The sequence below is a fragment of the Fibrella aquatilis genome, assembly GCF_017353255.1.
GTDB classification, from domain to species: Bacteria; Bacteroidota; Bacteroidia; order Cytophagales; family Spirosomataceae; genus Fibrella; species Fibrella aquatilis.
Genome location: NZ_JAFMYU010000012.1, coordinates 132,677 through 144,396 on the forward strand (window position 1 = coordinate 132,677; position 11,720 = coordinate 144,396).

General features: G+C 59.7%; 8 protein-coding genes. All 8 read left to right on the forward strand.

The genetic code is table 11. The annotated features are described in order from the left end of the window. The first annotated feature begins 18 nt into the window (after positions 1–18). On the forward strand, positions 19–522 hold the full coding sequence (locus tag J2I48_RS15720; RefSeq protein ID WP_207336421.1) for a hypothetical protein: 504 nt from the start codon (positions 19–21) through the stop codon (positions 520–522). Beyond that, a complete protein-coding gene (locus J2I48_RS15725; protein WP_207336422.1) occupies positions 519–1,478 on the forward strand; it encodes a hypothetical protein in 960 nt (319 codons plus the stop codon). Before J2I48_RS15720 ends, J2I48_RS15725 begins: the two co-directional genes overlap by 4 nt. Before the next feature lie 161 nt (positions 1,479–1,639). Continuing rightward, complete coding sequence (locus J2I48_RS15730) at positions 1,640–2,542, forward strand: hypothetical protein (RefSeq protein ID WP_207336423.1); 903 nt, start codon at positions 1,640–1,642, stop codon at positions 2,540–2,542. Between the two features lie 18 nt (positions 2,543–2,560). After that, positions 2,561–3,829, forward strand: a complete 1,269-nt coding sequence (locus J2I48_RS15735; protein ID WP_207336424.1) for a hypothetical protein — start codon at positions 2,561–2,563, stop codon at positions 3,827–3,829. Between the two features lie 99 nt (positions 3,830–3,928). Further along, positions 3,929–5,287 carry an OmpA family protein gene (locus tag J2I48_RS15740; protein ID WP_207336425.1) on the forward strand — a complete coding sequence of 453 codons (1,359 nt, stop codon included), beginning with the start codon at positions 3,929–3,931 and terminating at the stop codon, positions 5,285–5,287. Positions 5,288–5,294: 7 nt separating this feature from the next. Continuing rightward, on the forward strand, positions 5,295–6,191 hold the full coding sequence (locus J2I48_RS15745; protein ID WP_207336426.1) for a hypothetical protein: 897 nt from the start codon (positions 5,295–5,297) through the stop codon (positions 6,189–6,191). Continuing rightward, positions 6,188–7,996 carry a hypothetical protein gene (locus J2I48_RS15750; RefSeq protein WP_207336427.1) on the forward strand — a complete coding sequence of 603 codons (1,809 nt, stop codon included), beginning with the start codon at positions 6,188–6,190 and terminating at the stop codon, positions 7,994–7,996. The genes J2I48_RS15745 and J2I48_RS15750 overlap by 4 nt, the downstream gene beginning before the upstream one ends. Before the next feature lie 27 nt (positions 7,997–8,023). Beyond that, on the forward strand, positions 8,024–11,719 hold the full coding sequence (locus tag J2I48_RS15755; RefSeq protein WP_207336428.1) for an Ig-like domain-containing protein: 3,696 nt from the start codon (positions 8,024–8,026) through the stop codon (positions 11,717–11,719). Position 11,720: the final 1 nt, after the last annotated feature.

Genomic DNA, 11,720 nt, shown 5'->3' on the forward strand with positions numbered 1-11,720 from the left:
CCAAATTCCCCTTCTCCCATGAACGCATCATTTGTCAAATTTTTGCTCGTCACGCTGGTCCTGGGGGCGGGCGTGGTGGGCGGTATGTATTGGGTGGCCGGGCGCGGCAGCGGGGGGCGGCAGTCCATCACCGCCGAGCAGGAAAACCAGTATATCGCCGATGCCCAACTGGCCGACAGCCTGTTTCGGCAGTTGAAAAAGACCGACCCTGTGGAGAAAGCCAGCGAGTTTTCGTCGGTGCGGTTTCAGCTCGAAGAAACCATTGGGCGGCTAGGGAAAAGCTATGCCCCCGACAGCCTCTTTAGCCAGATAACCGGCACCACGGGCCAGAACTACCAGAAACTGCTGGACCTGGTGGCCCTGCAAACCACCAATCGCCAAAGTCAGACCTCGGCCAAAGCGCAGATAAAAAGCCAGCTCGACGGTCTCACCGCCGGGGTGCAGGCCCTGCAAACACAGGTGATGCTGAAACAGGCTAGCCTCGATAACCTCCGCGCCATGAAAGCCAGCCAACGCCCATGAAACCCGAGAACCACACCGAACGCCGCCGCCGACAACTCCGCTTTGGGTTGTCGTACCTGATGCTGCTAGGCCTGCTGGCCCTTTGTAGCTGGGTGTCTTTCCGCACCATCCCGGCCCTGTCAGACGCCCAGCAGAGCCAGTCGGCGGGGCGGCTGGCCATGTACCGCAACCAGCTCACACGGACCGACCTGCACCTGGCTGCGCTGAGCAAGGGTACCCCTATTGATGCCCCGTGGCTACGTACCTTCTTCGGGCAGGCCGACGCCCTCGACGGGCAGTTTACCGACCCCACTTTCCGGACCACTACGCTTAGCTACCGCCGACTGGTGGCCGAATATGAAGATGGCAAGCAAAACGGCGATCCCGAATTGCAACAGCTGGCCGCGCAACGTACCGAACTGCAAACCAAGCAGGCGGGTCTTCAGGCAGCTCTGGGATCGCTGAACAAGGCTATTGCGGCGGTAGCTGGTGGCGGCGGAGGTGCTCCACCCCCACCGCCACCTACGGGCAAGGCCACCAACCTGCACCCCGCCATTTTCACGGGCCATTATGGGCCATTCAAGCCGTTACTAGTTCGTGGTTCGGGCGAGTTTGGGGGTAGCAATCCGCAGGTGAACGCCTCGGCGCAGGTGATCGTGGTCGATGAGGCGCGGGTGATTCTGAGCGTCTATTTCGAGGTGGGCGACAACAGCACCTTCGCCAAAACCACGGAGCGTTATGAACTCTATACCGCCCCGCCAGGCCTGCGGATCACGGCTATCTCGGCACCGCAAAACACCCCCTGGCGCATCAACTACACCGACCGCACGCAACTGGACGACCTGTTTTCGGTGGCCGACGGGCTGTTTACGTTTCAGGTGCAGGCCAACACCCCTGGCCTCGACGTGGGTGGGCCGGGCGGCAGTGCGCTCACCATCAAACTCAACCGACCCATCCGAATCGACCTGGCCAAATAAGCCCTGTCGTTCAGCCTACTACCGTTTAATCAGTAGGCCGAAATATCCCCCTTTCGTGGGATTCGCCCGGTCGTTGATGCACCGACATTTGACCCATGCTTACCCTAATCAGCACCCCTGCATGCTGCCTGGCACTATCTACACCATAATCTGTTTTTACCATGAACCATGCCCGTACCCTACTGACGCTGAGCCTGTTACTTGGCGGCCTATTTGTGCAACTGACCAGCTATGGCCAAACCAGCCGCCGCCCAGACCAGATTGTGCGCTATGACAATACGGTGATCGACGCGCTGATCAATGAAATCAGCGAGACGTCTATTTCGTACCGCAAGGCGTCGGCTCCGCAAGGCCAGCTATATCAGGTAAAAAAGAGCGACGTCAGCTACGTGCGCTATGCCAACAACGATGTGGAGCGGTTCGACGGCAAAGGTAAAGCCAGCCCCAACGGCCGCCCCGTTGCCTCACCCGCCCGCAACCAGTCCACCGCCCGGCAGGCCACGCCAGCCCGGCAAGCCCCCGTGGCTTCCTCAACCGATCCACGCACCCGCTTTGGTCTCACGGTTGGTGGGGGTGCGGGGCTGTTCCTCATCCCGGCTCCGGGCGAAAACTCAGATATGGGTATGGTCCTGCGCGGGGGGCTTACCGCCGAAATTCCGCTGGGCAGCCGCGTGGCCCTGGCCCCTTCTGTCGAGTATATGCGGTTTTCACGCACCGAAAGCAAGATCACCACAGCCCTCAACTACGGTGTAGCTACCCTGGCCATTGTGCCGCTCTACAATGAAGCCAAGGGCGTCAACCTGTTCTATTCGCTGGGGGTGTATGGTGCCTATGGCTTCAACATAACGGCCGAAGGCGAAAGCGCCACGTTTAAAGAAGTGGGTCTGAGCGACTTTCACGCGGGGGGCGATTTGAAACTAGGTGCCCGCTTTAGCCAGGCGCTGACCGTTTATGCCCAGGGCGACTACGGCCTTATGACCATGATAGCCAACCCGCCGACGGGCGCACCCAAGGTTACCCAGGCTACGTTTGGCGTTGGCCTCCGCTATCTATTTGGCCAATAGTATTTCTCATACCACACCATGATCCGATACCTGTTTTTCGCCCTGGCGGGGCTGTGCTTCGTGTGCACAGTTCACGCCCAAACCACCAACAAAGCGCTCGGTGATGCCATCTATTTCGCCAATGGCGACCGTTTCAAAGATGCCCAGCTAGAATCGGTTACAGCCGACAAAGTGAAGTTTACCGTGAAACGCGGCGAGGTACTGACCAACTACACCTATGGCCGCGACAACGTGATTATGGCCTTTACGCAGGAAGGCAACTACTTGATTATCAAAGACCTCAGTAGCGATTTCGACCAGGCCGGGCAGCAACTCAAAGATTTCCTGATGGCCCCCGCCCGCACCGCCCCCACCGATCTGATGGTACGGCGCGTACCGCTGGAAGTGCTTCGGGGGGTGATCTCCTACGAAAGCGACGACGTGATCAACTACCAGCCCACCACGGGCGGCGCGGCGTCGATCAGTAAGACTGAACTCCTGGTGATCCTCCACCGCGACGGTAAGCACCAAATCCTGGGCGACCCCAACGAGATTGCCCCGATCCTGACCGAACTACGCCCGCAACTGCTGGCCCCCAACGTGGCTCCACCCGAACCGGCTCCGGCCCCGGTAGTGGCTCCTGCGTCCGAACCAGTGACGGTGGCCCCGGCAGCACCCGCTCGGCAGGCCAAAACAGCCCCCAGCCGCCCCGCCCCGGCTCGCCCTGACCCTGCGGCCACATCCACCCCTCCGCCCGGGGTGGCAAGTCCCGCCCCGGCAGCGGCCGCCAGCGGTGCCAAGGCATCGCTCAACGAGTCGGAGTACATCACCTACCGCGCCAAGGCCATGCAGCGGGTAGACGAGTTTGTATCGTACATCAACATCATCACCGACAAAACCCTGACGGGCGATGACAAAGACCGGGCCATTGACCAGGCCGTACGGCTGTTTATGCCCGGTGCCACGGTGGCGGTAACCTCGGCCAGCAAGCCCAATCCCCCCCGCACCCTCGACGTGCGCACGTACCTGACCCGGCTGAAACTGCTGCCCTACACCTACACCAAAGTGAGCTGGTCGGAGGTGCAGTATGTGAAAGAGCTGACCCAGGCCCCCGACGGCAATTACTACGGCGTCATCACGGGCCAGCAAACCTTCACCGGCTATGGCAAAGCCGACGCGGTGAGCTACAGCGACGTGACCCAAAAAAATGTCCGGGTGAAGTTGCAGCCCTACCAGAAAATGATTGAAGGCCAGGCCGAAACCAACTGGCAAGTCCTGCTCGGTAACGTCGGCGTGGGGTCAAACTGAGGCAGTGAACAGTGAACAACCAACAGCGAAGAGTTAGTAGTTGGTTGTTCACTGCTAACTCTTCGCTGTTGGTTGTTCACTGCTTACTGCTACTTCCTTATGCGACTACTGCTACTTTGTGGGTTTACGCTGCTACACACACTGGCTGTTCGGGCGGGGGTGTGCGTGCGGCTGGTGGGCGTGGTGCAGGACTTCGCCACGCACCAGCCCTTGTCGGCGAAGCTGTCGGTACGGGTGGGGGCCGGGCGCATGGCGCTGGGTACCAGTGCCGACGGTACCGGTCAGTTCACCGTCGACGTGGCGTGTACGGCTACGGCGCTACTGATTGAACGAACCGGCTATCGACCCCAGCGGCTGCCCCTAAACCTGACCATGTTTTCAGCACCGGCCGAGGTGTATGTGGTGATTCCGCTGGTGGCCGTAGACCGGCAGGGTACCGACCGCCCTTACCTACAGACTGAGCAAAAACACTACGTACAACCCGCAGGGGGCCTTTCGGCGGGGCAGGTGCAGCACAGCACCTTTGCCGTGGCCGATGCCCTGGCGGGCGCCCCCCTGCGGGCGCAGGTCTGTTTCTTCTTTACCAAAACCGGCAAAAAAACCTGCCTCGATACGGACGCTGCGGGCCTGTGCACCATTGATTTCACTGACAAAGACATCGTGGCCATAGAAGTGCAGGCGGCGGGTTATCAGGCCTATCAGGGCAACATCAGCGTAGAACAACTGGGTGGCCCGGCCCTTCGGCACGAGGTGCGGCTGCTGCGCGAACTAACCATCCTGGCGGTGCAGAGCGGGCCTGTTGGGCCGGGCCTGTTGCCACAGGGCGAACTACAGCGCGAAGGTACCTCTACCCCCCAACGGCTGCTGGCCGTGGCGGGCAGGGCGGGGGTGTTCACGGCCAACGACCTGGTGCCCGGCCGCTATGAACTACGGCTGGTAGATCAGGCATCCAATGTGCTTCAGCGCCGACCCATCAGCGTGGTGACCGGCCTGAATGTGCAGCCGGTTACGATGGCCACGCGGCCGGTTTCGGTCACGGCCGCACCTACTGCTCCCCTGGCAACTCCCTCTGCCGCCCCGGTATTGGCCGATAACCTGCCCGTTGTTTTTTTCGACGAAGGCAGCTATGCACTCACCGGAGCCGCCCGCGCCACGCTGCAACAGGTGGGGGCTTACCTCCTGCAACACCCCGACGTTCACCTTCGGCTGGTAGGCCATACCGACCGTCTCGGCGACGAAAACCTGAACAAATACCTCGGCGAGTTCCGGGCAAAAGTGGTCGCCAACTGCCTCCACTGGCAGGGCGTGGCCGACGACCGGCTGCACATCGAAGGCTATGGCAGCCGGTTTCTGGTAGGCGCGCAGGACAACGCCGAGAGCCGGGGCCGCAACCGCCGCGTTACGCTGAAACTGATTCCCGCCCAGCCGCAAACGGCTACCGTAAGTAATTATAAGTAAGCACGTTATGAACCGATCTGTACTTCTTTGTTTCGTGGGTCTGCTACTGCTTGTGGGCTGCCATCAGGAGCCGGAGTTGAGCGGCGCGGCCATACCGCAACTGTGCCGGATTGGGCTGGTAGAGGTGATACAGGAGGGCGGAAACGTGCGGCGGCAGGGGTACCTCTACAACAATTTTGGCAGCCTGACGCAGTATTACGAAGAAAACCAGAATGGCCGCATCCTGACCCAGACCTACACCTACGACACCACCCACTACGCCATCAGCCGCGAAGACAAAACCGCTGGTGGCACCGTGCGCTACACCTACGCCTACGAGGGGTCGCCGAAGCGGATCGTGAGCATCACGCCTACGCAGGGAAGTGGCACTACCTGGGCCTACGCCTACGACGGCGACCGGCTGAAAACCATTACCAAGACAGGCGGCGGTACCACCGAAGTACTCACCTACCAGGCTGACGGCAAGCTGGCTTCCCGCACCAAAACCGGCGAACGCTATGCCGTTGACCCCGCCACGGGCTACGTAACTTCCTACACCCATACCGACGGCGTAGTTGAGACGTTTACGGTCAACGCGCAGGGCAACCACCTCGTGAAAACGTATAACGAACCGGCCCTAAGCAAGTTCACCAGTTCAACGTATACCTATATCACTGACGACGATAAAAAGTTCTATGGCGAAACCCAGCTGCTGTTTCGGGGTATTCCCAACGTGACTGATGGCGGCGGAAAACCAGGTCTGCTCACGGCCTACGTACTCAACCAGTCCATACAAAATGTGCTCAGGCTAACGCAGCAGGGCCTATTTCGCTATACCTACAACAGCTCAGGCTATGCCCTGGGGTATGCCTGCACCACCGGCGAACGGGCCAAGTTTTATTACACCAACTGCCCCGCGCCATGAAGACCAACCCACGTTCCAGCGCAGGCACAACCATAAGCCAAATCAGCGGCATACTGCTGATTATCAGTTTTTTGTTGTTAAAAACAGGATCAGTACAGGCGCAGACACAGGCATTGACCGAGAGCGACAAACGCGAAATAAAACGGCAGGCGCTGCTTCGTATCTCGAAAGATCTGCCCGATAAAATAAACAACGTCACCTCCGACGCTATCACCGAAGCCGACATTACTTACATCATTCAAAACAGCTACCTGCCCAACAGTGCCGGGCAACAGCTGTTCGTCAATGACGAAGTCATCATCGAAGACGACGTTGACCCCACCCGCATCGATCCCGCCGGTCACGTAGACAAGCAGGTGGGGCAGTACCTGAGCGATCTGGTGAGTTTTTACCCGAAAAATGAGGACCCAATCCGACCCATTTTTACGGTTTCGGTGCCACGCACAATTGAACCTAAACCCCAAAGTCCTACCACCGCCACCATCGACGTGTTCTACAGTTCGGCCTACAAGGGCAACGACAAAAAAGGGCGTAGTTACCAGACTGTCAACCGGGTAGCTACGCTGCTGGCTACCAAAGTGGGCAAGAAGTGGGAGGTCTACATTCAGCAGATCATCTTCGAACGGCGCGGCGCAGGCCTGGCCCAGACCACGGCCCCCACCGTAGCCACCGTAGCGACTACTGATGCACCGCCGCCCCTGCTGGAGATTCGTGAGCCAACGGTGGTTTTTCGGCAGGAAGATTACGAGTTCAACGCCACCATCCGCTACAACAGCAAGGCCCTCGACGTGGTCAAATCTGAGCTGCCCCGCTTGCCGCTGGGGCAGTATCGCCGCCGCGACGATGGTGCCTACGAATTGGATGGCAACCGCATTGTTTTCGAGGGTAAAAACAAGTTTATGTTCACCAACCGCGACCGGAATCTCCTCATTTTTTCGCGGGTGGAACCGGCCAAGCCCCGGCCCGACACCACCCGCGCGCTGGCCACCAAACCCGCGCCCACAGTGGTGACACCCGGCTACCTCCCCCCCGACGAAAGCCAGCGCCAACGCAAGGTCAAACCCGCCGCCGACACCGTTAAATCAGCCCCTGCCCTAGCCATTGTCACACCAAAACCGGCTCAGGAAACACCCCGGCCAGCCCCGGAAACGCCAAAACTAGCTCCTAAGCCACAGCCGGAACCGCCAAAGACAGTGGCCAAAACGCCGGTTATCGAAGCGCCCACCCGCCCTGAAAACAAGCCCGTCAACGACCCACCTAAGCCCACTGTGGCCGAGACTAAACCCATAGCGATAGAACAAAAACCGGTTAGTTCCGACACGAAACCGGCGGTAGCTGAGACCAAAGTAGTTGAGGCCAAACCCGCACCGGCCCTGGCGAAGGCCCCTGAGCCAAAGCCGCCCAAACCGGTAGTGCAGAAGCCCGCTGCCCTGTCTGTCTCGCCCGCTTTAACGAAGTCGCTCAACAACGAACAACGCCGTCTTGTAGCTGGCATGCGGCTGCGGGGCTGGCTTCAGGTGGTGGGTGGCCTGGCGGCACTGGGCGGTAGCTACGTGGTGTATTCGGGCATCAAAAAAGACTACGACGTCTACCAGGCCAAAGCCAGCGTCCTCAACGCCAACTACACCATTTTCCAAAGCCTGTCGCAGCGGCCGGTACCCCCCGCCCCCGAACCCCTGTCGATGACAGCCTACGGTGCCCCGGCTATTTACGGGGTCTTTGGTGGCGGCGTTGTTGGCATTGGCCTCACCGTCAACGGCATCCGTACCCTGTTCCGGGCCGGAAAAGTTGGCAAAAAGAAGTAAGCATGCACTCTGTTACACCTCCACACCATGAAAACGATTATCGCCCTCACCATCACCCTTTCGCTACTGATTCCGTGGCGGCTGGCAGCGCAGCAATATCCCACCACCACACCCGATGCCCTGCCGTTCAGCACCATCTGTCAGGGTGCTGCCGTTGATTTCAACGCCACTGTAATTGATGACGGGAGGCAAAACGGCAAGTATCTGGTGGGTCTCTATTCGCCCGCCCTGCCCAACGGCCTTCGCATTGTCGAAAACGTGGGTACCTATACCGGTGTGGTTAGTACGCGGACAGCAGGGGTAAACTCGGCCACCAACCGTATCCGGGTGCAGTTTACCATGCCCCGAACCCTCACGGCAGGCAGTGGCTATTACATCCAGTTATTCGGGATGAATTTCGAAAAATCGGTCCCGGCCCAAAGTACCACCTTTACTATCAAACCCCTCACCACGCTGACCATTTCGGGCAACCCAACCATAACAGCGGGCACCCCTGCCCCTATCAATTTTACATTTACAGGAACGCCCCCTTTTACCGTCGACTACAACGATTATTCCAGCGAATATGCCAGCGTTGGCTTTCTGCGCAGCAACCAGACCTTCAACGCCTATACGGCCACGGTAACGCCCCGAATGCCCACGTTTGATGTGCAGCGGAACTATGACAACGTCTTTGTCAGAAACCTGCGCGATGCCAGTGGGTGCCCCGGCCCCAACACCGTTGGCGGCAGTGCCACTGTCACGTCAACCCCCCTGGAACTGACCACGTTTCTGGATAAATCGGCTGTCTGCGCGGGTGGTACGCTCAATGCACAATATGCCACGGGAAATAGCAGCATTCGCCTCCAGTCCGATTTTAAACCACTCGTTCAGCTATCTGACGCGAGCGGCAACTTCGGCAACCCTATCGACCTGGCAACGGGCGTACAAGGCACCGCTACTACCAACGTTACCATTCCGGGCAATGTAGCGGCGGGCAACGGCTACCGGATTCGTATTATTTCGCCCCGCGCCGATTACAATGCCCTGATTAGTCCACGTTCGGCAGCTGTTACCATCACCAAAGCCGACAAGCCCATCGTAACCAACACCAACCCGACGGTTTGCCAGGGCGACCCCAGCGTCACGCTCAGCGCCACGGGGTCGGGTACGTTGAGATGGTATGATTTTAATGGTACGCTTCAACCCGGCGCTCCCACGCAAGGGACAGGTAGTGCCGGCGACTACGGCTATTGGGTAAAACAGGTGGTTGGGTCCTGCGAAAGTGACAAGGTAGACATTACCGTCAAGGTGAAGACTAGGCCCGGTGCCCCCAGCGTATCACCAAAAGAGATCTGCCAGAACGGTCCCAGCTATACGCTGGAGGCGGGCGGCAGCAACCTGCGGTGGTACAACAGCAGCGATGCCCTCTGGAACGGCAACGGCAGCACCCCTGTGGTAAGCACCGGCAGCGCGGGGCCGCAGACGTTTAAAGTAGACCAACAAAAGGACGGCTGCTACAGCGACAAAGCCACCGTGACTGTCACCGTCAATGCCCTGCCCGGTAAGCCCGGCGTGAATAACCCCGGTGCCGTTTGTCAGTATACCGACGTGCCCAATTTGACGGCCAGCGGTAATGGTCTCAAGTGGTACACCGCCGCAACAGGGGGCAGCGGCCAAAACACTATAAAGCCTAATTCAGACCAGCCCGGCACGACCAGCTACTGGGTGAGCCAGTCAGACAAAGGTTGCGAAGGCCCCCGTGCCCAGGTTGACCAGGTAATCAACCCCGCCTCGCCCGACCCCGTTACCAGTACGGTGACGCTGTGTAAAGACCAGCAGGCCAGTTCATTAACCGCAAACGGGCAGAACCTGATCTGGTACGATGCCAACAACAATAAGCTGGGTGCCGCCCCTACCCCACCAACCAACCAGGTGCGCGACATCATCTATCGGGTAACACAGACCAGCAACGCGGCCAACTGCGAAAGCAAAAAAGTAGACCTAAAAGTGGAAGTGAAAGACCGCCCCGGTGCGCCGGTCGTAGCCACCATCAGCGCCTGCCACAACGCCACAGCCCCTGTTTTGTCGGCGCAGGGTACCGGTTTTCTCTGGTACCTGGCGGCTACGGGGGGCAACGGCACCGAGAGTCCCCCGCCTGTGTCGACGGCGCAGGTAGGCGATCAGAGCTACTGGGTGAGCCAGCGGTTTGGTGCCTGCGAAGGTCCCCGCGCTCAACTCACGGTAAAGATTATTGCCCTGCCTGACCAACCAGTTGTTGTGCCGCCCGCGCCTATTTGTCAGTCGGTGAGTGTGCCCACCCTGACGGCCAAAGGGCAGGACCTGCGCTGGTACCGGGCCAAAACGGGCGGCAATGCGGAGGGGGCTATTACCCCGGCCAGCGACAACGCGGGCACGACGTCTTTTTGGGTAAGCCAGTATGTAAACGGCTGTGAAGGTCCCCGCGCCCAGATTGACCAGGTTATCAACCCTGCCTCGCCCGACCCCACGTTTACCACCAACCCCGTGCTGCTCTGCAAAGATCAGCAGACAACGCCCCTGGCGGCGGGCGGGCAGGGTCTGAAATGGTACAATGCCAACAGCAACACACCCCTGGCCAGCGCCCCCACCCCGCCCACCAACCAAACCGGCGACTTTAAATACCGGGTGTCGCAAACCAGCAATGCATTCAACTGCGAAAGCAAGAAGGTAGACCTGCTGGTACAGGTACGCAATACCCCTGGTGCGCCAGGCGTGGTACCGGTGTCGCTCTGTCAGAATCAGACGCCCAAATCCCTTACCGCTGCCGGCGACGGCCTCCTGTGGTATGACGTAGAAACCGCGGGCACCTCTCAAACGGCCCTCACGCCCCAGACAGTTACCCTGGGCGAAAAAGCCTACTGGGTGAGCCAGCGGTTCGGCAGCTGCGAAGGCCCTCGCGCCAAACTGCTCACCACGGTCTTTGCCGTGCCTGCTGCCCCCGTAGCAGCGGGCAAAGACTTCTGCATTAACGACCCCAGCACCGCCCTAATAGCCGCAGGCGATGCCCTCCGCTGGTACACCACCGCCGACCGCAGCACCCCAGCCCAGGCCAGCATTACGCCCCCCACCGACAAAAGTCAGAACCTGACCTACTACGTCACCCAGACCAGAAATGGCTGCGAAAGCGCCACCACCGCCGTGGCGGTGCGGGTACGAGCCAAAGCGGTTGCCAAGCTCACCGGCGACGATACCGTGCTGGCCTACGACAGCACGGCCATCCGTATTAACCTCGAAGGCGACGGCCCCTGGTCGTTTACGCTCTGGAGTGGGCAGTCCATCACCACCAGCAACAAGCTCTTTGTGAAGTGGGAAACCCCAAACCCCACCGCCGCCACGGCCACCTACAAGCTCCAGGCCCTGCGCAACGACTGCGGTACCGGCGACGTAGGCAACACCTATACCCTTCGTATTCAGCAACCCCTGGCCACCCAGCCCGACCCCAACTCCACCCTTTCGCTGCTGGCGTACCCCAGCCCCGCCGCCAATCGGGTTACGCTGAGCTGGCAGGCCCCGGCGGGCGTGGGCGTTACCCTGCGGCTGGTTACGCTGTTGGGCCGGGTAGGCTGGCAGGCACAGCGCACCGGCACCGGATTCGGCCAGAAAGAAGAAGTAGACCTAAGCACCTTCGCCACCGGCCACTTATTTTTCGACATACAAACAACTGATAATCAACGAAAAACAAGCAGCTTACTCAAGCAGTAGG

Excerpts from the sequence above, each read along its gene's own strand:
- J2I48_RS15720 (WP_207336421.1), top strand. The coding sequence starts at position 19 with ATGAACGCATCATTTGTCAAATTTTTGCTCGTCACGCTGGTCCTGGGG.
- J2I48_RS15725 (WP_207336422.1), top strand. The coding sequence starts at position 519 with ATGAAACCCGAGAACCACACCGAACGCCGCCGCCGACAACTCCGCTTT.
- J2I48_RS15730 (WP_207336423.1), top strand. The coding sequence starts at position 1,640 with ATGAACCATGCCCGTACCCTACTGACGCTGAGCCTGTTACTTGGCGGC.
- J2I48_RS15740 (WP_207336425.1), top strand. The coding sequence starts at position 3,929 with ATGCGACTACTGCTACTTTGTGGGTTTACGCTGCTACACACACTGGCT.
- J2I48_RS15750 (WP_207336427.1), top strand. The coding sequence starts at position 6,188 with ATGAAGACCAACCCACGTTCCAGCGCAGGCACAACCATAAGCCAAATC.
- J2I48_RS15745 (WP_207336426.1), top strand. The coding sequence starts at position 5,295 with ATGAACCGATCTGTACTTCTTTGTTTCGTGGGTCTGCTACTGCTTGTG.
- J2I48_RS15735 (WP_207336424.1), top strand. The coding sequence starts at position 2,561 with ATGATCCGATACCTGTTTTTCGCCCTGGCGGGGCTGTGCTTCGTGTGC.
- J2I48_RS15755 (WP_207336428.1), top strand. The coding sequence starts at position 8,024 with ATGAAAACGATTATCGCCCTCACCATCACCCTTTCGCTACTGATTCCG.